The organism is Streptococcus sp. 544 (assembly GCF_013277385.1).
Classification (GTDB): Bacteria; Bacillota; Bacilli; order Lactobacillales; family Streptococcaceae; genus Streptococcus; species Streptococcus mitis_BA.
Genome location: NZ_VMMU01000006.1, coordinates 315070 through 341565, shown reverse-complemented (window position 1 = coordinate 341565; position 26496 = coordinate 315070). Strand labels below are relative to the sequence as shown.

The following is a 26496-nucleotide window of genomic DNA, read 5'->3' as shown; positions in this document are numbered from 1 at the left end:
CTTACGGTCATGGATTTTATTATCTTTATTAGTAATCTGGTCTTAAGACACCTGTTACAGTTGCCTTGGTCGCTTCGTAGTCGCCATCTACGACAACCTTGATAATACGTTTGGCATCTTCTTCTGGTGCTGGAACTAGAGGTAATCGAGTTGGTCCAGCTTCAAATCCCATATAGTTAAGAACGGCCTTAACAGGAGCAGGACTTGGATAAGAGAAGAGGGCATTGACTTTAGGAATGAATTTACGCTGAATAGCCGCTGCTTTTTTCATATCGCTTTCCGCAATGGCAGTAAACATCTCGTGCATTTCATCCCCATTTGTATGGGATACAACAGAAATAACCCCATCCGCACCAAGGTTCATGGCATGGAAAGCATCTCCATCCTCACCAGTATAGACCAAGAACTCTTCTGGCTTATGCTCAATCAAGTAAGCCATATTGGCCAAGCTAGTACATTCTTTGACACCAATGATATTTGGATGGTCAGCCAAACGAAGCATGGTTTCTGGAGTTAATTCAACAACCACACGCCCTGGAATGTTATAGATGATAATAGGCAAATCTGATGCATCTGCAATAGCCTTAAAGTGCTGATACATTCCTTCTTGAGAAGGTTTGTTGTAGTAAGGAACAATAGCAAGACCAGCAGCAAAACCGCCAAATTCCGCTACTTCTTTGACAAACTCGATCGAGTCTCGCGTATCATTGGTACCTACACCCGCAATCAAAGGGACACGTCCATTGACAATCTTTTGTACAGCCGCAAAGAGTTCCAACTCCTCATCGTGGGTCAAAGTTGGACTCTCAGCAGTCGTTCCTGCGAGAAGAATACCATCTGTATGATGGGCCAATAAATGCTCAATCAAGGCTGGAATAGCATCAAAGTTGATGGAACCATCCTCGTGGAAGGGAGTAATAAAGGCCGTGATGATTTTACACTCTTTTAAATCTTGATAAGACATGAAAACACCTCTCTATTTCAAAGAAGGAGTTCATCTGAACTCCTAAACGATATGACTATTTTAATTCAAATTTCAATTTGGCAGTTGGACGAACCAATCCACGTTCGTGGAGAGTTTCAGCAATCTGAACTGAGTTCCAAGCAGCACCTTTGAGAAGGTTGTCTGAAACAACCCACATGTGAATTCCTTTTTCAGCATCCAAGTCTTTACGGATACGACCAACAAAGGTATCACGTGAACCTACTGCATTGATGGCTTGCGGATAGATTTGATGAGCTACATCATCTTCAAGAACAGCGCCTGGGAAGGCTGCGATAGCTGCTTTGACTTCTTCTATTGGAGCCACTTCTTTTGTTTCGATGTAAACAGACTCAGAGTGAGCTGACAAGACTGGAATACGGACACATGTTGCCGATACTGCAATGCTATCATCTTCCATGATTTTCTTAGTTTCCTTGGTCATCTTCATCTCTTCGTATGTGTAATCATTGTCAGTGAAGACATCGATTTGTGGAAGAGCATTGAAGGCGATAGGATAATGTTTCTTGTCACCGCCTGAAGGCAAGATTTCCGCATGCAAATCACGTGGTTTCACCCCATCATTCAAGACTTCACGAAGTTCACGTTGTGTTTCAAGAATCGCTCCCATACCAGCACCTGAAACTGCTTGGTAAGTTGAAACAATGATACGGTCCAAGCCCCATTTTTGGCGAACTGGCTCAAGAGCTACCATCATTTGGATTGTTGAACAGTTAGGGCAAGCAATAATCCCGTTGTGGGCATCAAGTGCATGAGCATTGACCTCTGGAACAACCAAAGGAACATCTGGATTTTGACGGAAGTAAGATGTGTTATCTACTACTACCGCGCCAGCTTTAACTGCGTATGGTGCATACTTAGCTGATGTAGAACCGCCTGCTGAAAAGAGAGCAATGTCAACTCCTTCAAAAGCTGTTTCAATCGTTTCTTCAATCGTAATGTCTTGGTCTTTAAATTTCAAAGTCTTGCCTGCTGAACGTGCAGAAGCAAGTAAACGAATTTTATCGATTGGAAGTGTTGATTCTTCCAACATTTTTATCATCTGAGCACCGACAGCACCTGTCGCGCCGACTACAGCAACTGTATATCCCATACATAACCTCTTTCGGAATTTTCTAAAAATTTCTATAATAGAAGTATTATACTACTTTTTCCATGAATTGCAAAGCTTTTTCATCATTTTTTGGAAAATAAAAATCCCCAATCGCTAGACTAGGGACTAAGAGGCATCTTCATGTGATGAGCAGGTTCACACAACTCATCAAGGTCCGCTCCTGCGTTATGACCTCCTTATGCTCAATAGTAGTCCAAAGACTACCTATCGACTCATCGCATCTTCTATTCTACTAAAGAGAATGACTTTTGTCAACAGCCAAAACGCCTTAACTTCATTTATACAGGTCGATAAGAAAAACCTTGATCTCCCAAGGTCATTTTGTTTCTATCATGCTAATTGCCGGGATTGAACCGGCGACCTCATCCTTACCATGGATGCGCTCTGCCAACTGAGCTAAATCAGCTTACTTGAAAAGTATACTATAATCAGAAAAGCTTGTCAAGTTTCCTTAGAAATTTTCTATAAGAAAAAGCCAGGTAAAGGCTACCTAGCTTGTCTTCTTCTATTTGCTTAAATCGATTCGACGACCAATTTTACCGATAATAATCGCTCCAATAATCAATGAGGCAAATTCACCGATCCCTGTTGTAAACCAAGTAAGGAAGAATGGTAATTCTGCTACAATATTTAACTCTGCAGCGATGGTAAACATGGAAATTGAAAAGAGGATTGAGAAGAAGAAATGATCTTTTCGAATCAATCCGTTAAAGAGGTAATCCTTGCTGTATTTTGCAAAAAGCCAAACACCTAAACTGAGGAATACTAAGGTTGAACCACCACCAACAAAGACATCTAGCAGTCCGAAGCTAAAGAAATTAGCAATCATACAACCGATAGTAACTCCGATGATGTACTTGGGATTGTAAAAAGCCATAAAGTTCATCATTTCTGAAATACGGAACTGATAAGCACCATAGCTAATGGCATTTAGAGGCGGTGTGACAGTCAAAACGACATAGATAGCAGCGACGATTGCAATATCTGCAACATCACGAATAGTTAATTTTTTCATCTTTTCTCCTTTGGCGGTTATCCGCGTGTAATATGCTTGGTGAAAGAAGCTAAGCACCAAGGGTTGACTCAATCAACCTTACTAGTATAGCACAATAGCCTGCTTTATGCTATACTTAAAGCATGAAAAAACCTATTCAAAATTTTTTTAACAATGAAATCTTAGCCTATCTCTTTTTTGGCCTTGCAACAACTCTAGTTTCGATTCTCTCACGACTAGTCATTTATCAGCTAACTCATCAGGAACTCCTTGCTACTGCCCTAGCAAATATTATTGGTATCCTCTTTGCCTTTATCACAAATGATACGATTGTATTTAAGCAAGCAAGGAAGAATCGGCTTATTCGTTTAGTGAAATTTTCTCTTGCTCGCCTTTCTACTTTTCTGTTAGATTTACTATTTACTTTTCTGTTTGTGACTCAATTCCCTCATATCATAGGGCAATTTGTAAATGAAGACATTGATAAGATAAATACTATTGAAACAATAATTGCACAAATACTCATTATTATCATCAATTATATCTTGAGCAAGATCTATATTTTTAGAAAATAATGCTCCATTTATGAGCCTTTTAATTGCCTTCTATAATGATTTAGGATACAATGAAACACGAAACGTTGAAAGGAAAACAATATGTTAAAAAATCTAAAATCATTCTTGCTTCGAGGAAATGTTATTGACCTTGCTGTCGGTGTTGTCATTGCCTCTGCTTTTGGTGCTATCGTTACTTCACTTGTAAACGACATTATCACTCCTCTTATTTTAAATCCCGCTTTGAAAGCTGCTAAAGTCGAACGTATCGCTCAACTGTCTTGGCATGGAGTCGGCTATGGTAACTTTTTAAGTGCTATTATCAATTTTATCTTTGTCGGTACCGCCCTCTTCTTTATTATCAAGGGTATTGAAAAAGCACAGAAACTGACTGGTATAAAGGAAGAAAAAACTGACGAAAAAAAACCAACCGAATTGGAAGTACTTCAGGAAATCAAAGCTCTCCTTGAGAAAAAATAATCGTTTAAAAGGATCTAGCGCAAAGCTAAATCCTTTCTCTTTACTCTTTGGGTAACTTGCCTGCTTTTTCAAGCATTTTCTTGATAAGATAAGGCATCTTGACATTCTCCCGACCTTTTTTCTCAATCAATTTTTTCACAAATTCTGGCATTTGTAAATCTTGAGATTCGGCTAAGATATTTTTAGTCTCATCTGAAGGCACTAACTCATCAAAGGTTTCTTCTTCTGGGAGAAATTCCTTAAACTCTTGATGTTCATTGGCTCTGACTGTATTGACCAAGGCATCAATTAAACGAGAATCCGTATTTGGCATTGGTGGACGATGGTAGGTCACACCCAATTCCTGACATAAGTCATAACATTCCACATCATTGTCAAACAAGACTTCAATATGCTCGCTAATGAAGCTGATAGGAACAAAAATATAATGGTCTGGATGTTCTGTCTGTTCTCTGAGATACTCCAAAACATCTGGCTTAATCCATGGAATACCGATATCACTCTCACTCTGCCAAGTATTGGTATATTGTTCTGAACTCAAGCCTAGTTTTTCAGCGACTAGCTTGCTATTTTCAAAAATTTGATCGATATAGGGATCGCCAAAATCCAAGGCAAAAATGGGCACACTGTGGGCTGAAAAGATGACTTTAAAGCTATCCTGCTTTACTTCTTCTTTTAAAATCTTAGCAATTTCATCAGCCCAATAGTTTAAGAGCGCTTCTTCTTGATACCAATCCTTAATAACTAAAAATTGAATTTGTTTGCTTTCTAAAAATTTCTCATAACCCATGACAGAGTAAAAAGAATAATGAGGCTCCAAAATCAAGCAAATACACTGTTCAATACCGTCTGCTTCCATCTGACCAATCACATCTGGAATAAAGGGTCTGGAAAATTTATTGGCAAAATAGACACTATATTCATTTCCCAATCTAGCTTCTACCAAGGCAACCTCTTCACGCGTAATTCTTTGCAGAGGAGTGCCTCCAATTCTTACATAATTATCATAGAGAGTTTGAATCTCGTGGTCTTGAGGTCTCACTCCACGACGAATATTTGTGAAAAAATCAGCCACACCTTCAAAGGTAATCTCTTCTGGCGAACCGAAAGTCATCATTAAAATTGCTTTTTTCATAATCGCTTCCTTGTGATATTTTTATCAAGTTTATTTTATCATTTATCCATTAATAAGTAAACGCCAACATAGCGAATTTCCCTAACTTCTGTCTTTTGTTTTTCTCTCTTTTCTATGATACAATGGAAAAAATGAATTCAAAAGGAGTTTTTTTATGACTTATCCCAATCTCTTGGATCGCTTCCTAACCTACGTTAAGGTCAACACGCGCTCTAATGAACACTCTACTACTACTCCAAGTACACAGAGTCAGGTTGACTTTGCAACCAATGTTCTTATCCCTGAAATGAAACGTGTTGGATTACAAAATGTTTATTATCTACCAAATGGTTTTGCAATTGGGACCTTGCCAGCCAATGATCCATCTTTAACACGTAAGATTGGTTTTATATCGCACATGGATACTGCTGATTTTAATGCTGAAGGAGTCAATCCACAGGTAATTGAAAACTACGATGGTGGTGTGATTGAACTTGGAAATTCTGGTTTTAAACTGGATCCAGCCGACTTCAAGAGTCTTGAGAAATATCCAGGACAAACGCTCATCACAACCGACGGAACAACCTTGCTGGGGGCTGATGACAAGTCTGGTATTGCTGAAATTATGACAGCCATTGAATATCTAACTGCTCATCCTGAAATCAAGCACTGTGAAATTCGTGTTGGTTTTGGTCCAGATGAGGAAATCGGTGTTGGTGCTAATAAATTTGATGCAGAAGATTTTGATGTTGATTTTGCTTACACTGTTGATGGTGGCCCACTAGGTGAGCTTCAGTACGAGACCTTTTCAGCAGCGGGGGCTGAATTGCATTTCCAAGGCCGTAATGTCCACCCTGGTACTGCCAAAGGGCAAATGGTCAACGCCCTTCAGCTAGCAATTGATTTTCACAATCAACTTCCAGAAAATGACCGACCTGAGTTAACGGATGGTTACCAAGGTTTTTACCATCTAATGGATGTGACAGGTAGTGTCGAGGAGGCGCGTGCAAGCTACATTATTCGTGATTTTGAAAAAGATGCCTTTGAAGCGCGTAAAGCAGCTATGCAGTCTATCGCTGATCAGATGAATCAAGAACTTGGTAGCGACCGTGTCACCCTAAACTTGACAGATCAGTACTACAATATGAAAGAAGTCATTGAAAAAGATATGACTCCAATTACCATTGCTAAAGCCGTTATGGAAGATCTGGGTATCACGCCTATTATCGAACCAATTCGTGGAGGAACAGACGGCTCTAAGATTTCCTTTATGGGAATCCCAACCCCTAATATCTTTGCTGGCGGCGAGAATATGCACGGACGTTTTGAATACGTTAGCCTTCAGACTATGGAACGTGCAGTTGATACAATCATTGGTATCGTAGCTTATAAAGGCTAAAAAGACGAGGTAGCTCAGCTACTTCGCCTTTCTTTTTATTCTACTGGTTTTTCTTAGTTTCCAGTACTTGTTGTAGATTCTGTTGTTTCCTTTTCTGAAGCTAATTCAGCAGGTTTAGAATCTCTTGTATTGCTTGGTTTGTTTTCGTCGCTAGCAGTTTCACTGTTAGATTCTGCAGTTGCGTTTGGTTGGTTCTCAGCACTGGTGTTAGCACCATTTGCTTCAGCATTTCTTGCTGGAGTTGCTTCTTCACTTGCGCTAGCTTTTGACTGGATTTGGTGATTCAAGACCAGAATAGCTTTTGTCAATTCAAGTAAAGCTGCTTTGTCTTTACTCTTAGCAGAAAGTTGATCTAGTAGAGCATCCACCTTATCAAAGTCCTCATCAGAACCATTATTACTTTCTAAATAAGAGTGAAGCGATATGAGAATATTGTAGAGTTTTTGATAGAGTACAAGTGTCTGAGGATCTTGTTCAGCATTTTCCTTTTCTTGTTGAAGGGCGCTGGCGATACGAGTCAAGACATCTTTTATCTGGCTGTTTACTTCATCCAAGTCTGCATCAGCCTTGTTTGTAGCAGCTTTGAGATTTTCTACTTCTTCTTCCAAGGATTGTCTGATTCCTTCTTCTTGGATTTGCTCTAAGAGTTGAGTTGCCTTGCTCAAAAGACTTTCTACTTCTTCCTTGCTAACATGATTAACATGCTCTTCTTTTTTAAGATCAGGATAAAGATCTTTCAGGAATTCATAAATTGCTTGCTTAGCAGATTGACTATCAACTTTTTCTTTATCTAAAACTGTTTCATTTACTTTTGTAGAAGCTGACTGATTTTTCAAAGCATCTTCTACTTCTTGTTTTGTTTGATAAATGCTTGGGAACAATTTATTCAAGTCCACAGCCTTACGGAAGGATTGGGATTGATATAAAGTAAAAGTCAAATTAGCTACTTTATTACGAAGCTCATCACTTAAACGACCATCGTTTACATGCTCATAGAAGTACTTGATATATTTCACTGTTGTATCACCAGTACGATCATTAAAGTCTTGTAAAGCTTGCAGTTGTGATTCAACCGCTGCTAAACCAGCCTCATCTTTAGCTAACTTAGCTTCTTGAAGTTTAACGAGAAGGTCTTTCTTAGGAAGCCCATAAGAGTCTGTATCCAGTGTGTTGATTTTATCAATCAAGACCTGATATTTCTTATCTAAAGCACTTGTTTCAACAGGTTTGACACTTTCATCGATATGGATATATTGCTTATCAAAGAGATCAAGTGTCGCAAGATAACCCGCTGTAGAGTTAGTTGCCAATTTCTTCATGTTTTCAGTAAACTGACCTAAGGCTAACTCAATCTGTCTTTGTTTGATTGGATCTTCTTTATAGACGTTTCGACTTTCAGCTAGAAGTTGATCTACTTTTGCCAAAACTGCCTTCTCATCAAAAGCTCCAGGTTGATAGTTGGATTGAAGAGCTGGAATCTTGTTTTTCAAAGCCACTTCATAGCCCTTGGTTTGAACCTTGATGTAGTGATTGTGGTCGCCATGAGGAATGACAAAACTACCGTTTTCAACCTGCAAACGATAAGGAGACACACCATCACGTAAGGCAGTCGTATAAAGTTCATTTAGGAAATCAAGTTCTGGATTTCCAGTTTGGAGTGGAAGTCGAACATGTTCCTTACGAACAGCATAAGGATGAATATGAGTTGGATCGTAGGCTTGGTCTGGATTTCCAAAAACAAAGAATCCGTTTGAAATTCTAATCGCTTCAAGTGGAACCCCATAGGTCTTAGAAATGTAAGCAATTTTTTCTTCATCGCTAGCATCTCTTGAGAAAGACTCTACCGTTTTAGCAAGAGGTTTTACAGGCTCTGCATCATGATGTGTTTTCAAATGGTCCTGTGCAGCCTTAATTTGTTCTGCTGTCAAATCCTTCTTATAGAAGTAATGATTGTGGTCCCCGTGACTCATAACAAATCCTTGATCATCTTCACTGATGACACGATCAGCATCAAAATCATGGCCATGTTCGTCATGGTGATGACCATGTGCATCTTCATCATGATCGTCATCGGCATCATGAGCTGGACTTGGTGTTGTTGTATTTGCACCTTTCAAGTGGTCTTGCGCTGCCTTAATTTGGTCTGCTGTCAAATCCTTCTTGAAGAAGTAATGGTTGTGGTCGCCGTGACTCATGATAAATCCTGCTTCATCTTCTCTGATAATTCGATTGACATCAAAATCATGACCATCTTCTTCATGTTCCACATGTGAAACACCAGGATTGGCTGAAAGAGATGGCGAAGGTGTTGTTAGACCATTGTTTGGAAGAGTCGGTTGCCCAATTACGGTTGATTTTGGAATGTAATGGAAATGATCACCATGTCTTACAATATAGGCTGTAGCAGTTTCTTCGACAATATCTTTAGGATTAAAGATATAGCCATCAGATGTTGAAGAGATAGGCTTATTTGTAAGTAATGAGGCATGATTCAAAGTAGATGGACTACTTGAAAGACTTCCTAGACTAGACGCTACTTCATGAGGTTTTTCATTTGTAGAGACCGTAGAATCAGTCCCGCCTATAGGCACCATTCTAGCAATCTTTTCTTCTAAGGCAGAAAGCTTGCTGTAAGGAATAAAGTGATAATGGTCGCCATGCGGAATCGCAACTCCATTTGCCGTACGGCTGATAATCTTAGCAGGGTCAAAAACCAGACCATCTGATTCACTGTAACGTTGGTCGCTAGGTGAATCATAGAGTTCTTTCAATAGACTTTGGAGATTTTCAACTTTGCTTTCTGACTTGCTAGTTGAGCCTTGTGCTACAGATTGCGTGTTATTGTCACTAGCTGCTGAAGAATAGCTTAACTGACTCGGTTGAGTATTTTTCCCAGCTAGATGAGCTTTTGCTGCTGCTAATTCACTAGCAGACAAATCACTTTTTGGAATGTAGTGATAGTGACCTCCGTGGGGAACGATATAAGCATCACCCGTATCTTCGATAATATCAGCTGGATTAAAGACATAACTATCATCTGTCGTATAACGTCCCTGAGACCTTGCTACAGCAACATCAGAGCTGACCTTCTCATTATCTTTGACATGTTCTTGTTTTTGACGATTGATTTCATCTTTGGTTCGAACATTATCAGCATGAGCTGCATCTTTCAGGTAAACATAATATTTTCCATCGACCTTGATGATATAACCACCCTTGACCTCATTGACAATATCTCCATCCTTAAGTTGATAGTTTGGATCCTTCATCAAGAGTTCTTCACTAAAGAGGGCATCATAAGGAACTTTCCCATTATAGTAATGATAGTGGTCACCGTGTGACGTCACATAGCCCTGATCTGTAATTTTGATGACAATTTGCTCAGCCTGAATTCCTTCTTTTTGGCTGACCTGGTCTGGTGTCAAGTTTTCACTTTTCTGACTGGACTGACTACCATCCACATAAGAGACACGATTATTGTCCTTATTTTCCTGCGATCGATGCTGGTTTAGTGCATATGCACATAGACTCAAGGATACGATAACAGCTGATCCGGCTGCTATATACTTTTTACTGAATTTCATAAATCCCTCATTTCAATAAATGATGAAGCTTTTTCTCAACTTCTTTTTCTCGGTTAAACAATTTTTCTAAACTGGTTATTTAACCATTTAATTAACCAGTAAATAGTTTACCTTTTTTAAGTTTATCTGTCAAGATTTTTATATCATTTAAAAAAATAAAAGCCAGTATTACTACTGACTCTTACATCATCTTGATTTAATAGGATAAACTTATGCTTCTGGTTTCGTCGTAACTGACTCACTACCTTTTAACAAAGCAAGTAATTTTTCTGCCTCTGTCATGATGTCATTATTATCCATGGTTTGCAGGCTCAAGTTACCTCGTAAACTAGCCAGGGTTTCAGTCGCAGTAGCTTTCAGACTAGCATCCGTTACTTTATCAAGTAAAGCTTCTACTTCTTTGAGTTTGGCTTCCACTTTTTCAGTCTCTACTTGATGGACTTCTGGCTCTTCTGTAGTATCTTCAGCTTCTTCCTCTGTCTCGTCTTCATCAGTGCTCGGTTTATAAAGATTATCTGCTGAAGGATTTAAACCAGCGTGATTCTCTTTTTCATCAGATTCAGAGCGAGTTGGCTCACTTACTTCATCATGTTCCTTATTTTCATCAGGTTTACCGTCTTGGTCTGCCTTATTTTTACGAACATGGTCGCTAGCATTACCCCAACCATTATCTGAATGAGGACGTTGGTCCGGATGTTCAACGTAGTATTTTACAGTCGCAAATAAATCTTCTAAGGTATAACCCTCAGGTGCCTTATAGAGTCCTTCGTCAAACCATGCAAACTTAAGATTATGATAGTGATCAAAGTGAGGAATTATAAAGTAACCATTCTGTACAGCTACAGTATACTGTAAATGATTTGGTATTTTTTCTAATGGTACCTTGTTCTCAGCTGTTACGCGGTTATAGATAGCTTCTGTCCCTGTTGCCTCTGGTTTTGCTTCAGTAGAATTTGGAGCTTGTAAGCCTTTTTCTTTAGCATAAGCCTGAGCTGCTGCCCTTTCAGCTTCAGATAAGCTGTCTTTTTTAATCCAGTGGCTATGGTTCAAGTGTGGAGTGACGTAGGCATTTCCTGCATCACTTTCAATATCATGTTCGTCAAAAATGTAGCCATCTGAGGTTGTATATTTACCTGCTAATTTCGCTAATTTAATTTCATCGTTTGTATAGGCAATTTGAGCATTTGGTTTGCCAAGGCGTTCTGGGTGGGTAATCGGTGCTAGAAATGCCAATAAATCATCTACCAATTTTACTTTATTATTAGAAGATTCATTATTCAAGCGTTCTGCTAATTTGTCTAAGGCTTGGAAATCAACAGCACGCCCCTTATTTTCAGACAAGGCTTTATGAGCCTGGGTTAACAGATTGTAAGCTTTATCATAAAATTCTTTGTCACGAGAAGAGACGTTTTCTTTCTTCGCAACTAGAGCATGTGTCTCTTGAGTTTTCTTAGACAAGAGATTTTCAATAGCATCAATCTTATCCTTAGCCAAGTCTTTAGCAAAAACATAGTGACTGACACCAGCAATTTCCACAACATATCCTTTTCCAACTTTTCTAACAACCTGTTCTACTGCAAAATTAGTTTGTTTTTTCTCAGTTGACGGTTGAGCTTGCGGTTTTGGTGCTGGTTTCAAATAATGCATTCCTGGCACGACTGCACCATTTTGCCCTTTTAACAGAATCATTCTTGCAATCTTCTGCTCTAAATCAGACATTTGTGAATAAGGGATAAAGTGATAATGATTTCCGTGAGGCACAGCAACACCATTTGCTGTACGATCTGTTATTTGTGCTGGGTCGAATACCAAGCCATCCGATTCCACATGTCGTTCTGACAAAGGTTTGGCATACAATTCACGTAAAAGGCTTGAAATGTCTTCCCCTTGATTTTGATGATAAGTTGGAGTGACAGTTAGATTGTGGTTCTCTGACAAGCTTGGTTGAGCTGGGTTTGCATTATGACTAAAACTTGAAGAAGGACGAGACCCCTGCTTCCCATTCCAATAGGCTTGGGCTGCAGCCAATTCCCCTGCAGACAAAGCGCCTTTTGGTATATAGTGAAAATGGTTACCATGCGGTACAATAAAAGCGTCACCTGTATCTTCAATCACATCTGTCGGACTAAAGACATACCCATCATCTGTTGTATAGGCTCCTCCAGTTGCTCTATTCGGTGCCGGCGTATTGAGATTAAAGTTTGGTTTAATGGTTGAACCTAGTTTATCTGTACTGCTTGGTTTCGTATTATCAGAATGCTTTTGAACTGGCCGACCTCCAATTGGTAGATTTCGAGCCAATTTTTCTTCCAAAGCAGACATTTGTGAATACGGAATGAAATGGAAATGATCCCCGTGAGGAACTGCCACACCATTTGCAGTACGTTTTATAATCTGTGCTGGGTCAAATACTAATCCATCAGACTCCACATGACGTTGGCTAAGTGGCAAAGCATACAATTCTTGAAGGAGACTAGCTAAATCCTCACTTTGACTTTCAGAATCTGTTGCAGGATTTTGAGGAGTTCCAGATTGACTCGTTCTCACACTAGATCTTGTTTCTCCCCTGCTAGAACGATATTCAACCGTACTTAATTGACCGCCTTTTCCAGATAGGAAGGCTTGGGCAGCAGCTAATTCACTAGCAGACAAGTCACTCTTAGGAATATAGTGGAAGTGATTGCCGTGAGGGACAATATAAGCATCACCCGTATCTTCTATAATATCAGAGGCATTGAAGATATAACCATCATCCGTTGTATAGCGTCCTTGGGCTCTGGCTACAGCAACAGCATTATCTGTGCTTGCATTATGATTATGACTGTGTTCCTGCTTCTGACGTTTAATCTCTTCTTTTGTCCGAATATTGTCCGCATGGGCCGCATCTTTAAGGTAAACATAGTATTTACCGTTTACCTTAATGACATAGCCACCCTTGATTTCATTGACAATGTCTGAATCCTTCAACTGATAATTCGGATCTTTCATCAGCAGTTCTTCACTGATGATGGCATCATAAGGAACCTTGCCATTATAGTAATGATAATGGTCTCCATGAGAGGTCACATAACCTTGATCCGTAATCTTGATAACAATTTGTTCGGCGTTGATTCCCTCTCTCTTACTGACTTCATCTGGTGTCAAATTTTCTGCCTTTTGACCAGCCTGATCACCGTCTATATAAGCAACTCGATTAGACTCTTTCTTAGCCTGACCAGCTTGGTACCGTCCAAGTTCATAGGAACAAACACTTAGGGCAAGGACTGCCACTGAACCCGCTACATATTTTTTATTGATTTTCATTCTTTCCTCACTTTAATTCTTCTGCTAAAACACTTATATTTTCTTCAAGATTTTCTAGGTAAGTCTTGTCATTTTGTGGGTCTGCCTCTAAAGGATTCAGAGTTTTAAGACCCACACCTGTTGATTTGACAAGAGTTTCAGCTACTTTTGAAGAAGCGTTACTTTCTGTAAAAATCGTTTTAACCTTATAGGTTTTAACAAATTCCTGAATTTCTGTTAGTTGTCTTGGACTTGGTTCTTGTTCAGGAGAGATGCCTGCAATACCAAGTTGATGAAGCCCAAATCTCTTAGCTAGATAAGAAAAGGCTGTATGTTGTGTTACAAATGTTTTCTGAGTCGCTTTTTCAAATTTAGGCTGAAATTTCTTAGTTAGTTCTTGAGCTTTTTTGATAAAGGCTTGCGCATTTTTCTGGTAAGTTTCTTTATGCTCACTATCCACCTCTGAAAGTTTATCAGCGATAATCTGAGCTTCTTCACCAGCTTTTTCAGGATCTAGCCAAGTGTGAGGGTCATAGAGCGTTTTTTCATCAACTCCATCCCCTGCTTCCACATCTTCTAGCCCTGGGACGCGGTCCAAGGTCATTCCCTCAGAAGCCTCTAAAACCTTAACTTTGGATTTTTTTAGATTTGGATCCAGACTTCCTGCCCAAGATTCGAGTGTATGAGAATGATAAACAAAGACATCTGCATCATAGATGGCCGCGATGTCATTTGCCGAAGGTTCAAAAGAATGAATCCCACTACTTGACTGAATCATCCGAACATCATTCAAGTCACCAGATACTTCCTTAACCATAGCGTAGATAGGATAAAAACTGGTCACAATTTTCATCCCCTTTCCTGTCTGGCTTTCCTTTTGACTACAGGCTCCTAGCAATAATAGAAAAACACTTAACAAGACTAAAAATAAATTTTGTTTCTTCATGAACAACTCCTTAACCATTTAATTAACTAGTAAACATTCTACTCCTAAAAATTTAATCTGTCAAGATATTTTTAGAAAAAATTTGAAATTTCTTTCACATATAAAAATCTGCTGAGTTTCAACAACTCAACAGATTCTCACTTTATTCTTCTATAGTAGAATGCTTATAACCATAAGTGAAGTAAATAATACTTCCTATCAACAAGGCAATCAAGAAAGCAATCCAGGTTTCCATATTATACTGTAACATAAAGGATAAACAAATGATGATTGATAAAATCGGTAATAAGGGTACCAAGGGTGTTTTAAATTCGCCCGCTTTGGGCATTCCTTTTTCTTTCCGTAAGCGAATCAAGCCGTAAGCCAGCATGATCAAGTAGGCCAAGGTACAAATGTTTAAGAAGGCTGCAATACTAGCTAGTGGGAACATTCCTGCTGCTACTGCTGAAGCTAGACCTGTCAAGATAGTAGCATTTTTTGGTACCTTACTTGTCTTCGTTAGTTCTTTAAAGGCAGCAGGCATTAAGCCATCGCGCGCTAAACTGTAAATCATACGCGATAGGGCATAGGTCATCGAAATACAAACTGTAATCAAGGTCAAGATAGCCACTAATGACACATAGTTGGCTGCCCAACTAATCCCAACACTACGAAGGGCAAAGGCAACGGCATCATCGACATTTAGATGGCTATAGTGAACTACACCAGTTAAGACAAGCGTCACCAAGGCATAAAGAATGGTTACGATAGAAAGCGATAAGACAATCCCTCTAGGAATATTTTTTTGAGGAGTCTTGACCTCATCTACAGCCATAGAGATGGATTCAAATCCCAAAAAACCGAAGAACATCAAGGACGCACCAGCCATAATACCAGTACTAGCGCCATAGATTTGTCCAAAACCATAAGGAGCAAAATTACTCCAGTTATCAAGTTTGATATGCCAAATTCCTACTAAAACAAAGAGAGCTAAAGCGGAAAATTTCAAAATCACTAGAATAGAATTAAAGCGTAAGGCTGCCTTGGCATTTAGTAAAACAAGTGAAGTCACCAAGACCAAGACAAGAATAGGCAATAAATCAACAAATGTCCCAGCTTGAGGATTAAAGGTACCATTTAAAGCCTGAGGAAGGGCTATCCCGTATTGAGAGAGCAAGCCTTTAAAATAAGCTGCCCAACCCGAAGCCACACCAGATATGGCTGTCATGAACTCCATCATGGTTAACCAGCCAGCCAACCAAGCTGGAAATTCTCCTAAAATAGAATAGAGATAACTGTAGGCACCACCTGTAGCAGGTACTCGTGAGGCAAATTCTGCAAAAAAGAGAGCTGATAATCCCACACACAAGGCAGAAATAACGATTGAAATCACTAGGGCTGGACCAGCTAGAGTTGAGGCTGCAGTACCTGTTATTGTAAAGACGCCTGTCCCTACCATGGCTCCGATACCCAGCAAAATCAAATCCCATAACTTCAAATGCCTGTGCATCTCCGTTTTATCCAAACTTACATTCTTTGTTCTAAATATATTCATATTTGACTCCTAAATAAAATGATGATTCTATTTTACCATAAATATAGGATATTTGTGAATATTTATAAAATAATTTTCTAAAAAAATCTGACTACATATTGTAATCAGATTTTATCGATTCTAGTTCATTTCTTTAAATGCTGCTTCTGCATCCGCGTTACTGATAACACCAAATTGAATCTTTCCAATCTTTCCTTGACTATCAATCAGGTATTCTGTAGGAATGCTTCGAATTTGATAAGCTTGGAAGGTAGTTGCTTTTGTATCATAAAGAACTGGGATATCCTTATAACCTTGATCTTGGAACCACTGTGGGAATTGCTCAACAGTTTTTTCACCTTGAATTCCTGGTGCAATGACACTAAGAATTTCGAAATCGCGATCTGGTTTCGCAGCTAATTCCATCAACTCAGGCATACTTTTTTTACATGGACCACACCATGAAGCCCAAAACTTCAAGTAGACTTTTTTACCCTTGTAATCAGATAACTTAACTTCTTTACCATCCATGGATTGCAAGGTGAAGTCTGGAGCATCTTTTCCAACAGCAATTTGTTGTACGGACGTTTGTTGTTGCTGTTGTTTTGGCTGTTGTGCCGCTTGAGTCTTTTTAGTTTCTTCCTCACCACAGGCCATCAATACGACTAATGATAAAAGGCTTAAACCAGCAAACATTATTTTTTTCATCTTTTTCTCCTTTATTCAAAAATTCCAGCTAGAACATTTACTTGTCCTAATAGTAACAAAATTCCCATTAAAATAATGAGGAAACCACCAATTTTCTTCAGTAGCATCATATGACGTTTAATTTTACTAAAACATGGCATTACTACACCTGAAGCTAGAGCCAAGACCAAGAAAGGAATAGCCATCCCTAGAGTATAAATCAAGGTATAGATAGCTCCTTGCCAGGCGCCATTGCCTCCAGAAGCTGCAAGCGCTAAAACAGAACTTAAAACTGGACCAATACAAGGCGTCCAACCAAAGCTAAAGGTAATACCGAGTAAAAAAGCTGACCAATAACGATTTGCCTCTGATTTCTTGAAAGTAAAACTTTTTTGAATCTCTAATTTCTTAAAATGAAAAATTTCCATCTGGTGAAGACCTAAAATGATAATAATGGTTCCCATGACATATCGAAACCAATTGGCATAGAGAATATGACCAAAGTAACCAGCGCCAAAGCCTAGAATAAAGAAAATAAGAGAAATACCTGCGATAAAGCAAAGTGTTCGAATCAAGCCTGACCAGAGAACCTTTCTCCCAAATAAAGAAAAGCTTTTTGCACTTTCCTGATCATCCAATAAAATTCCAGCATAGACTGGCAGAAGAGGAAAAATACAGGGAGAAAAGAAGGACAAGACCCCTGCTAAAAAAACGGAGATTGAAAATATTATCGTTTCCAATAAAGAACCAACTTTCTTAAGATTTCTAATCCTATTTTACTATATTCAATTTAATTTGTATGCTTTCTGCTACGCAAAATCGTATCGGGCACTATTGGACTACTCTTTTCTTTTGCTAGTCAAGGTGGATCTTGTCCCCAAAATAGCCAAAAAGCAACGACAAGGGTTACTCGTCGCTGCTTTTGTGAACGAAAATGTCTTTTAGGTCTGACATTTCATAATTCATGTTTTACTTGAGTTTGGCAAGGATTGCTTTAAGCTCCTCTACTAGTTTAGCTTCTGTCTCTGCTGAGCCATTTTCCTCTTTCACGAAATCAAGGGTTTCTTGGAGAAGTTTTTGGGCTTTGGAAAGGACTTTTTTATCCGCTTTTTCTGCATCTAGCTGTCCGAGAACCTTGGTCAATTCCGTGCTTAATTGCTGGATTTCTGACCCTTTCTTACGACGAACCAACCAGAAGGCAATCACGCCTAGGAGAGCAAGTAGACTGACCACAATCACTCCTGCTGGAACTGAGTTTGTTTCAGTCATCTTATCTGAATCCTTACTATCTTCCGTTCCTTGCTTAGCATCTTTCTTGTCCTGTGTAGGCTTGCTGTCGCTAGCATTTGCTTTCACATCTTTGAGAGAGTCCAAGACAGCCTTCACAGACTCTACTGCAGTACGCAGACCTTGCTCTGTCAAGGCACTATCTTCCAGAGCTTTTTGAGCATCTAGGAGGACAGCCTTGGCTGCATCGATTTTCGGATCAGATACTGTTGCCAAAGCTTTCAAGCGTTGGTCTAACTCTTGAGTCAAGGCACGAAGTTCAGACTTGTCAACTTGCTCTTGAGCTGGAGCTTGCGTGCTCGTTGAGCTAGCTGAAGCGCTTGCTGCCGCTCTAGGAGCTTGAGTCGGAGCTGAACTTGGAGCTGGAGCAGGACTTGCAGGTTGACTCGGAGCAGTTGGTTGAGACGGTTGAGGAGCTGGCTCAGATGGAGCTGTTGGAGTCTCAGTAGCTCCTTGGTCTGGCTGAGTAGGAGTAGAAGGTTGAGGTTGAGGCGTAGGAAGCGGACGTGGAGATGGTTGTGGATTGATGTTCTTGATAGCATCGATTCCTGCCACTTTTGCCTGTTCTACATCCTTATTTGTTACGCCCTTGTCTACCGCAATTTTAGCATCCTTAGCTTCTTGATCCACCTGTTGCAATGCTCTTGACTTGTCCTCAGTTGTCAAATCAAAACGATTCGAAATTTCTGTTTTCTTAGCAAATGCAGCAGCTTCAATTGCTTCGATTGCTTCGGCTTTCTTAGTTCCTGTAGCTGTGACTTTATTGATTTCGCTAACTCCATTTGTTTTAGCTGTCTCTACTGTCGCATCTGTTGTTGCTTCATTTATTGCTTTTATCGCTGCATCTGCTTTTGTTTTTACTGCTTCTTTTCCTGCAGTTTTTTCTTCTTCTGTTAAGCCTGCTTGGTTTCCTATTGTTGTCTTCTTAGCTTCCGCTACTCGATTAATTTCTGCAATTGCTTCGGCTTTCTTAGTAGTTCTTGGCAACGTAACATTTCCTATGTTAGTAATTCCATTATTCTTCGCTGTATTCAACGCTGTTTCATCTTGAGCATTTTTTATATTTTGGATAGCGTTATCTTTTGCTGTTTTCGCTAATCCTTTTACTTCTGTTTTTTCTTCATTAGTTAAAGAATTATCCTTATCTATATTAGAAGTTTTCATTGAAAATGCTTGTTCTACTTCATTTTTCGCCCCATCTTTATCTAATACTGGCGTTGGTGGCGTTGGTATTGTTACTGCATCACTCAAGTCTGATGTAGATCTTGCTACACTAATATCTCCACCATAAGTTGCTTTTATAGTTTCTTTATCCCTAGCAATGTTTTTTGCAGTAATCTTGTCCCCTACATTAAATGCATCACCTGGTGTCCAACTGGCAGTCCCATTTACAGCATCAATTGTTGCTTTTTTAGTATCATTTAGATAAAATTCAACAATTGAATCTTTGGTATTTCTAGCTGTCGCTTTAACAACAGCTCTTTTCCCTGCAGCATTTTCCAAATTTTCTACCGTTACAGTTGGTTTATTAGGTTTTACATTTACTTTAAGTGTCTTATTAACATAAACTTCACCAGTTTTTGAATCAGTAAACTTCAAACGAAAATCATAAGTACCTACCGCTCCGTCGCTTCCTCTAGTTTCATATGTATAAAGCACGAAGTCCCCTTCAACTTTACTTCCCCTATAATCTAAGTATGCTCCAGTAGTCGTAGCACTTGTGTATTGAGGTCTATAACCTTGACGTCTTCTGACTTTTAATATATACCGTGCATTTGGTGCTCGTCCAGCCTCTGTTTCCATACTTCCATCTAACTGATAAAATGTAACGTCACCTGCAGGAGCTGTCCTAAACCCACTACCTTCTGTAAAAGTAGTTCCATTCAAGCTATGATTATGCCCTGCGATATTGGTACCGTTTGGTTCTGTATTTTCTGCCTTTAGACCGACCGTCACTTTACCGTTTGTTGTATCAAGTTTAGGAGCCTTAGGTTCTACATCCTTCTTAACACGTTTTAAGCCAGTATTTTTATAACTTACTAATGTTCTAAAAGCTACATCTATTTCTGTTTGATTTTGCGCCGTTGCAAGGACTTGTCTCGCTTCTTCGGCTTTTGCTTTTAAGGCTGCTACTGATTCTTCTGTGTAGTTTTCTGTTTTTATGGCATCAATTTCACTTAATAGCGATTCTAAGTTCTGAGTATTTAGTTGTCTACTAAGTTCAATATCTGTTTTTGGTTGATCTTGTTTTTCTGCTATCTCTTTACTTGATTCTAATTTAGAGTTGCCTTCAGTACTCCTTTCCTCAACCTTAGATTTTCCTTCACCATCTTTAGATGAAGTTCCTGGGTCTTTTTTCTCTCTTCCTTGAGTTTCTGCTTCAGTTCCTGCTTGTCCTACGCTTGGATTTTGACTGCTTGTCTCTGATGAGCTTAGGGCAGATGAATTGTCAGGCTTGACATCCCTATCCTGAGCGACCACTTCTGTACTTGATTCTGCCGCCTGCACTTCTGTCGCTGGATTAGCCACAAAAAAGACAGACCCTAGCAAGACTGAGGCTGCTCCGATTGAAAACTTGCGTATAGAAAAGCGTTGGCGCTCATTCATTTTAAACTGTTTCATAGTTTTTCCTTTCTTTCTACCCTGTCTTTTCTCCTCTAGCCATGTTCATGCAGGCATCAACTCGCGATAAAAACAGGAAAACATGACCTTTTCTCATCTTGAACAAATGACAAAAAGCCTATTGTTTACTAACACTTAATTATATCAACTTAGTTCCCTTCCTTCAACCTCACTTTGCTTTAGAAAATCGATAATTATATATATATATATGGCTGTTGCCTATTTTAAAGGATTTATAGGCTCCTTATTTGGAAATTTAGTATATTTTCATTATTTTCAGAAATTTTAAATTTATATGACATTCAAAAGAAGCTGTTCGTCTTGCTATCTATCGCCAGAAAGACCTATCCTAGACTCAGCAAATAAAAAACAGGCTCTCCGAAAAATCAGAAATCCTGAGATACTATTTGATATAACTCCTATCCCAAATCACTTGATGTAGGCTCTCCCAGCTGTGTAGAATAGCTGAGGTAGACTAACTATGACAAAAATCAGCCATAGCCTGACTCGTAAAAGCCCAGATAAATATAGGAAAGAAGCAAAGAGAAAGGCCGATAGCAAAATCATACCCAAAGTCTCTCCAAAATTCCTGCAAATAAATAGAAGCCAAAGGAGAGATAAATGATAAAGAGACTAAAGCAAAAACGCTTGCCTGTCTTTTAGTACAAAAAGCACACCTTGACCAGATGGTTTTCCTTACCGTTAGTGCTGATTTTACAACAATGCCTCAAACTCAGTGACAGTCATTTCCAATTGCTCGCTCGCAACCTCAGGTGTTAGAAGACCTTGACGTACTAGATTTACTAAACCTACTTTTAGTCCCTGTTCGATGCCTTCAGCTCGTCCACGTTCAAGTCCTTGTGCTAAACCTTTTTCGATGCCTTGTTCAATCCCCTCTGCACGACCACGTTCAAGTCCACGCTCTAAACCTTGTTCAATACCCTCTGCACGACCACGTTCCAACCCTTTTTCCTCAGCTTGTTCCAAGGCATAGTCCTGCGCTAGCAAGGCTTGTTCTTCGCGCATACGTAGTTGACTAAACATCTTCCTGTCCTCCTCGGACCAGCTCTTGTAGTCCAGCAGTTGGTCTGCTTGGCTGATGGCTCGCTCTGGTTGTTGGGTAAAGGGTTTGTTCCCGAAAAACTCCAACCACAGTTTACGAACCTCGTCTTTGCTGGTTTCTCTGTATTTTTTAGGTTTTATTTGTAATGTTTTTCAATAGCGCCTCAAACTCAGCCACGGTCATACCTAATTGCTCACTTGCAACCTCAGATGACAGAAGTCCTTGGCGAACCATATCTAAAAAAGCAAGCAGCTTTCCACGTTCAATACCTTTTTCCTCAGCTTGTTCCAAGGCATAGTCCTGTGCTAACAAGGCTTGTTCTTCGCGCATACGTAATTGACTAAACATTTTCCTGTCCTCCTCGGACCAGCTCTTATAGTCTAGCAGTTGGTCTGCTTGGCTGATGGCTCGCTCGGGGTGTTGGGTAAAGGGCTTGTTCCCAAAAAACTCCAACCATGGTTTACGAACCTCGTCTTTGCTGGTTTCTCTGTATTTTTTTAATTCCAAGAACGCCATCTTAACCAGATGGTTTTCCTGACCGTTATTGGTGATAGTTAAGACCTCACCTGTCGTATCCTCTCGCATACTAAAACTGTGAAAGGCTAAATCGTCCGAGAAGTAGTTGCTATCCACGATTGCGATAGCGTATACTGGTGCGATATGTTTGTAACTCTGGTGAGTATTTCCTTCTTGCTGGCGGATTTTTTCAAGATTTTGATTGACCTGACTGCATAGGTAAGCCCACAGGCGATTGATGAAAAAATTCTGATGGTGGACTTGGATTTCAATAATAACCTGGGTTCCATTATCTAGTTCAGCCAAGACATCTATGCTAGTATAGAAATCTTGGGCTGAATAAGGCAGAGAAGGTAGTACATGAATATTGCTTCCTTCCAAAATGGTTACATTTTTTGCTGGTAAGTCCAGCATATCGCGGATAAATTGACAAGTGATTTCTGGATTACTAAAGATTTTCTTAGCAACCAAGTCATTAGTCGGGCTAATGCCCGGATGTCTGAGAATCATATTTCCTCTCCTTTCATTATAGCACATTTTTAAATCTAATTTACTAGATTTGATGCTTCTATCTATTTATTCGGAAAAGAAAGTGAAAAGTTCAAACTTTCCTGAAAATAACAATATCTTAGATAAAAAAGATAGCCAAACTCTTTACATCAAGAAATTTAGCTATCTTTTTTAGGTTGTTTTAAGATTGCATAACGCTTACAGATTTCTCACTTATGTTCTTTCAACAGCACTTCAAACTCAGCGACGGTCATGCCTAATTGCTCACTCGCAACCTCAGGTGTTAGAAGACCTTGACGTACTAGATTTACTAAACCTACTTTTAATCCCTGTTCGATGCCTTGTTCAATCCCCTCTGCACGACCACGTTCTAAGCCCTTTTCCTCAGCTTGTTCCAAAGCATAGTCCTGAGCCAATAACGCTTGTTCTTCTCGCATACGTAGTTGACTAAACATCTTCCTGTCCTCCTCGGACCAGCTCTTGTAGTCCAGCAGTTGGTCTGCTTGGCTGATGGCTCGCTCTGGTTGTTGGGTAAAGGGTTTGTTCCCGAAAAATTCTAACCATGGTTTGCGAATACTATCTTTGCTGGTTTCTCTATATTTTTTTAATTCCAAGAACGCCATCTTAACCAGATGATTTTCTTGTCCATTGTTTGTAATTGTTAAAGCCTCTCCCGTCGTATCCTCTCGCATGCTAAAACTATGAAAAGCCAAGTCATCTGAGAAGTAGTTACTATCCACGATTGCGATAGCGTACACTGGTGCAATGTGTTTGTAACTCTGGTGAGTATCACCTTCACGCTGACGAATTTTTTCAAGATTTTGATTGACCTGACTACACAGGTAAGCCCACAGGCGATTGATGAAAAAATTCTGATGATGAACTTGGATTTCGATAATAACCTGCGTGCCATTGTCCAACTCTGCCAAGACGTCTATACTGGTATAGAAATCCTGTGCCGAGTAGGGCAGGGAAGGCAAGACATGAATGTTACTTCCCTCCAAAATGGTCACATTTTTTGCTGGTAAGTCCAGCATATCGCGGATAAATTGACAAGTGATCTCTGGATTGCTAAAAATTTTCTTAGCAACCAAATCATTGGTTGGGCTGATGCCCGGATGACGTACAGTCATATTTCTTCTCCTCTCATTATAGCACATTTTTTAATCTAATTTACTAGATTTGATGCTTCTATCTATTTATTCGGAAAAGAAATTAAAAGTCTCCTAATTTTTAATCAATTCTTTCTAATGGATATATAGAATAAGGAAACTTTCCAATTTCTAGTACTATTTTAGAAGTTATAGTGTAGCATTCCAACTTCAAAGCACCATAAAGTCGATTGAAATAAGAACAATAAAAACAATTCTCGTAAACGGATTGTAATCACAAAAAAGCAAGCATTCACAAGAATACTTACCTATCATGGAAGGAATAGTTGTTCCTCTTTTTTATGACTAAAATTCAAAGAATTCCAGAGCTTTTTTCAAGAGCAAATCCGTATATTCTGGATCTTCTTGGGCTACTTCTATTTCCCACTGAACTTTTTCCAAATCATCTGTAATCACTCCATCTACTCCTAAGTGAAGAGATTTGCTGATAGCTTCTGAATCATTGACAGTCCAGACATAAAGTTTCTGGTCCGTTGTCCATAGTTTGCTTACAAAATATTCATCCAAGGTCGAATACTCCATAGTATATCCTGTCGCCTTTGTTTTAGGAAAGACAGAATTGTAGGGCATGATGAAATAAACTGGCAGTTCGGCATCATACTGTCTTACTTTTTCAACAACATGGTAGTCTAAAGACTGGATTTGATGCCCATAAATCTTGAGCTTTGCAGCATAACGGGCTAAAAAGCGGTCCATCATGTCTGGACTATCTTTTTTACTGGTTTTGATTTCAATTAGTAATTTTTGACCAAGTTCGTTGGCTCGACTGAGATAATCTTCAAAGCTTGAAATTTTAGTCTGGTAGCCATTTTCAAAAATATCAATCCCTTTAAGCTCCTCCAAGTTTAAGTCTTGAGGACTTTTATTGATACCTGCTAGATTTTTCAAGTTAGCATCATGCATCATGACAAACTGCCCATCTTTTGTTTCCTGCACGTCCGTCTCCACCAAGTCTGGTTTGAGTTGTGCTGTAGTTTCCAAGGACTCTACTGTATTTTGAATCCCATTTGCATTAGAAACCCCTCGGTGAGAAATAAGCTGAGGTAGATGAACCATGGGAGCCTCCAGATAAATATAACCTTCTAAGGCAAAGAAAAGACTGGCACAAGTCATGACTCCCCATCGCATGATGTGATCTTTTTCTCTCCGAGGAAGCATATCCAGCTCCTTTCCTGTCAAAAATGAAACAAATTTAACCAAAAAGTAAGTTAAAGCCATATAATAAAGATTTTTAATCACGACAAAATTCAAAATACCAAGAATCAGAGACTCTCTCTGAGTGATGTCATCTACCAAAGTTTGAGCCAATAACAAAGGAATCAAAGGAAGATAAAATAATAAATTTGCCTTGAGCAAGATATAAAATAAATTCCAAGCATAAAAAGCAACTCTTTTCTTGGTTTTCTCCAAACTAAACATCACTGCTTCTCGAACAGTCAGCTGATCATATACAATCTTCGGAAGGGCAAACATCAATCTGACAGAGACATAGAGAAAAATAAGAGATAGAAGTAGGATGCTCAGCCACCACATCCAATATTTATCTTCTAAATAATCTTGAATAAACTCTGGAATGACGATTTTATTGAGATAATAAATCTTCAGCATTTTCCGTATAAAAGGAAAAAGCATAGCTATATAGAAAAAGATAAACAAGGCTTTGGCGCAAGTTAGCTTTTTCATAAATCCAAAACTTTCATGGAAAACCTTGCGGATATACTCAATTAGCCTTCGCTTTTCATGATAGAGGAGATGACGAGCACCAATAAAGAGGAGTCCTATTTGAAAATAAGCGACCAGCAGGTTAATGATAATCAAGGCCAAAAAAGCTAGACTAATCAATGGAGAATGAGTGAGGATGGCTAAGACATTGTTATAGGAAATAAAAAGATAACCTGTCTGATCTAATAAGAAGCTAGCCAACCATGAATTGAATGGGACCCACAAATACTCCACTATCATAAAAATCAAGAAAAAGAGAAAGAGGATTTTATCAAGATTGAGATAAATCTGTTTAAAACCCAATTTTTTAGGTTTTTCAGGTTTCATAGGCACTCCTAATCAAATAATTGAGACAAGTCCAAGCTTCCAAAAGGATTGTTTGAGAGGCTACTTTCTGCCCCTAACAATTCTCTAGCTTGATCCGACTCTAGAAAGGACTCGTAAACACGCGCTGTCATACGAGCATCCTCCAAGCTATTATGAGATTGACCTTGAAATCCAAGAAATGAGGCAACAGTTTGCAATTTGAGATTAGCAATACCATGTAAATCCGAACTCCGACGTTCAAAAGCTTCATCATACAAGTCCACCTTGTACTGCTGGCTGTAGTCTAAACCATGCTCTGCTAGAATAGGCAAATCACTTTTAGCAGCATTGTAGCCAACCATGGGTAAAGAACCCACAAAATCTTGGAATTCTTTTATGACTTCCTCCACTGGAGGAGCATCTTTTAAGGTCTCGGCTGTAATCCCAGTCAAACCATTGATAAAACTTTTTAGAGGCACACTGGTATGAACATAGGAATCATAGGCATCGATTTCCTGACCATCTCTAAAACGCACTGCCGATACTTGAATCAAGTGTATTTGCCCTTCATGCTGATTAAATTCTAAATCGAAAGCAATGTAATCTTCTAATCGTTCCATTTTCTATC

The 26496-nt window shown here is 39.2% G+C and carries 18 protein-coding genes, 1 tRNA gene, 2 pseudogenes and 1 riboswitch; of the genes and pseudogenes, 3 read left to right on the top strand and 18 right to left on the bottom strand.

What is annotated here, in order from left to right; genetic code table 11:
* Nucleotides 1-28 precede the first annotated feature (28 nt).
* From dapA to HT728_RS04350, 4 genes are all read right to left on the bottom strand, one after another.
* Nucleotides 29-964, bottom strand: coding sequence for a 4-hydroxy-tetrahydrodipicolinate synthase (dapA, locus tag HT728_RS04365; protein WP_173233991.1), 936 nt, complete (start codon nt 962-964; stop codon nt 29-31).
* Nucleotides 965-1019: 55 nt separating this feature from the next.
* Nucleotides 1020-2096 carry an aspartate-semialdehyde dehydrogenase gene (locus HT728_RS04360; RefSeq protein ID WP_119947698.1) on the bottom strand — a complete coding sequence of 359 codons (1077 nt, stop codon included), beginning with the start codon at nt 2094-2096 and terminating at the stop codon, nt 1020-1022.
* 354 nt (nt 2097-2450) lie between these two features.
* A tRNA-Thr gene (locus HT728_RS04355) sits at nt 2451-2523 on the bottom strand.
* A 99-nt stretch (nt 2524-2622) separates the two neighbouring features.
* Complete coding sequence (locus tag HT728_RS04350) at nt 2623-3132, bottom strand: QueT transporter family protein (protein WP_000737071.1); 510 nt, start codon at nt 3130-3132, stop codon at nt 2623-2625.
* Nucleotides 3130-3226, bottom strand: a riboswitch (PreQ1 riboswitch). (Overlaps the previous gene by 3 nt.)
* Before the next feature lie 28 nt (nt 3227-3254).
* Between HT728_RS04350 and HT728_RS04345 the strand changes: the two genes are divergently transcribed.
* Nucleotides 3255-3686 carry a GtrA family protein gene (locus tag HT728_RS04345; RefSeq protein ID WP_173233989.1) on the top strand — a complete coding sequence of 144 codons (432 nt, stop codon included), beginning with the start codon at nt 3255-3257 and terminating at the stop codon, nt 3684-3686.
* Nucleotides 3687-3767: 81 nt separating this feature from the next.
* A complete protein-coding gene (mscL, locus tag HT728_RS04340; RefSeq protein ID WP_000916792.1) occupies nt 3768-4145 on the top strand; it encodes a large conductance mechanosensitive channel protein MscL in 378 nt (125 codons plus the stop codon).
* A 40-nt stretch (nt 4146-4185) separates the two neighbouring features.
* Here mscL and hemH read toward each other — a convergent pair whose 3' ends face one another.
* Nucleotides 4186-5280, bottom strand: coding sequence for a ferrochelatase (gene hemH / locus HT728_RS04335; protein WP_173233987.1), 1095 nt, complete (start codon nt 5278-5280; stop codon nt 4186-4188).
* Between the two features lie 154 nt (nt 5281-5434).
* Between hemH and pepT the strand changes: the two genes are divergently transcribed.
* A complete protein-coding gene (gene pepT / locus HT728_RS04330; RefSeq protein WP_172921652.1) occupies nt 5435-6658 on the top strand; it encodes a peptidase T in 1224 nt (407 codons plus the stop codon).
* 53 nt (nt 6659-6711) lie between these two features.
* Here the strand turns inward: pepT and HT728_RS04325 are convergent, their stop codons facing one another.
* The 13 genes and pseudogenes from HT728_RS04325 to HT728_RS04260 all read right to left on the bottom strand — a co-directional run bounded on the left by HT728_RS04325 (nt 6712) and on the right by HT728_RS04260 (nt 26488).
* Nucleotides 6712-10242 (bottom strand): pneumococcal-type histidine triad protein, encoded by a 3531-nt coding sequence (locus HT728_RS04325; RefSeq protein WP_173233985.1) that lies wholly within the window; start codon nt 10240-10242, stop codon nt 6712-6714.
* A 210-nt stretch (nt 10243-10452) separates the two neighbouring features.
* Nucleotides 10453-13545, bottom strand: coding sequence for a pneumococcal-type histidine triad protein (locus HT728_RS04320; protein WP_173233983.1), 3093 nt, complete (start codon nt 13543-13545; stop codon nt 10453-10455).
* A 7-nt stretch (nt 13546-13552) separates the two neighbouring features.
* On the bottom strand, nt 13553-14470 hold the full coding sequence (gene adcAII, locus HT728_RS04315) for a zinc-binding lipoprotein AdcAII (protein ID WP_173233981.1): 918 nt from the start codon (nt 14468-14470) through the stop codon (nt 13553-13555).
* Between the two features lie 142 nt (nt 14471-14612).
* Complete coding sequence (locus tag HT728_RS04310) at nt 14613-16004, bottom strand: amino acid permease (protein ID WP_173233979.1); 1392 nt, start codon at nt 16002-16004, stop codon at nt 14613-14615.
* Between the two features lie 120 nt (nt 16005-16124).
* On the bottom strand, nt 16125-16691 hold the full coding sequence (gene sdbB / locus HT728_RS04305) for a thiol-disulfide oxidoreductase-associated lipoprotein SdbB (protein ID WP_173233977.1): 567 nt from the start codon (nt 16689-16691) through the stop codon (nt 16125-16127).
* An 11-nt stretch (nt 16692-16702) separates the two neighbouring features.
* Nucleotides 16703-17410: a thiol-disulfide oxidoreductase-associated membrane protein CcdA2 gene (gene ccdA2, locus HT728_RS04300; RefSeq protein ID WP_173233975.1), complete on the bottom strand. Its 708-nt coding sequence runs from the start codon at nt 17408-17410 to the stop codon at nt 16703-16705.
* A 229-nt stretch (nt 17411-17639) separates the two neighbouring features.
* On the bottom strand, nt 17640-18056 hold the full coding sequence (locus HT728_RS10515; protein WP_345890033.1) for a transmembrane domain-containing protein: 417 nt from the start codon (nt 18054-18056) through the stop codon (nt 17640-17642).
* A gap of 426 nt (nt 18057-18482) precedes the next feature.
* Nucleotides 18483-20564: pseudogene (locus HT728_RS10610) on the bottom strand (DUF1542 domain-containing protein); the annotation flags it as partial.
* A gap of 729 nt (nt 20565-21293) precedes the next feature.
* Nucleotides 21294-21782, bottom strand: a pseudogene (locus tag HT728_RS04280) (hypothetical protein); the annotation flags it as partial.
* Nucleotides 21772-22668, bottom strand: a complete 897-nt coding sequence (locus HT728_RS04275; protein WP_173233971.1) for an Rpn family recombination-promoting nuclease/putative transposase — start codon at nt 22666-22668, stop codon at nt 21772-21774. The gene HT728_RS04275 and the pseudogene HT728_RS04280, both read right to left, overlap by 11 nt.
* 209 nt (nt 22669-22877) lie before the next feature.
* On the bottom strand, nt 22878-23801 hold the full coding sequence (locus tag HT728_RS04270; protein WP_173233969.1) for an Rpn family recombination-promoting nuclease/putative transposase: 924 nt from the start codon (nt 23799-23801) through the stop codon (nt 22878-22880).
* Nucleotides 23802-24125: 324 nt separating this feature from the next.
* Complete coding sequence (locus tag HT728_RS04265; protein WP_173233967.1) at nt 24126-25889, bottom strand: glycerophosphodiester phosphodiesterase; 1764 nt, start codon at nt 25887-25889, stop codon at nt 24126-24128.
* Nucleotides 25890-25897: 8 nt separating this feature from the next.
* On the bottom strand, nt 25898-26488 hold the full coding sequence (locus HT728_RS04260; protein WP_173233966.1) for a 3'-5' exonuclease: 591 nt from the start codon (nt 26486-26488) through the stop codon (nt 25898-25900).
* Nucleotides 26489-26496: the final 8 nt, after the last annotated feature.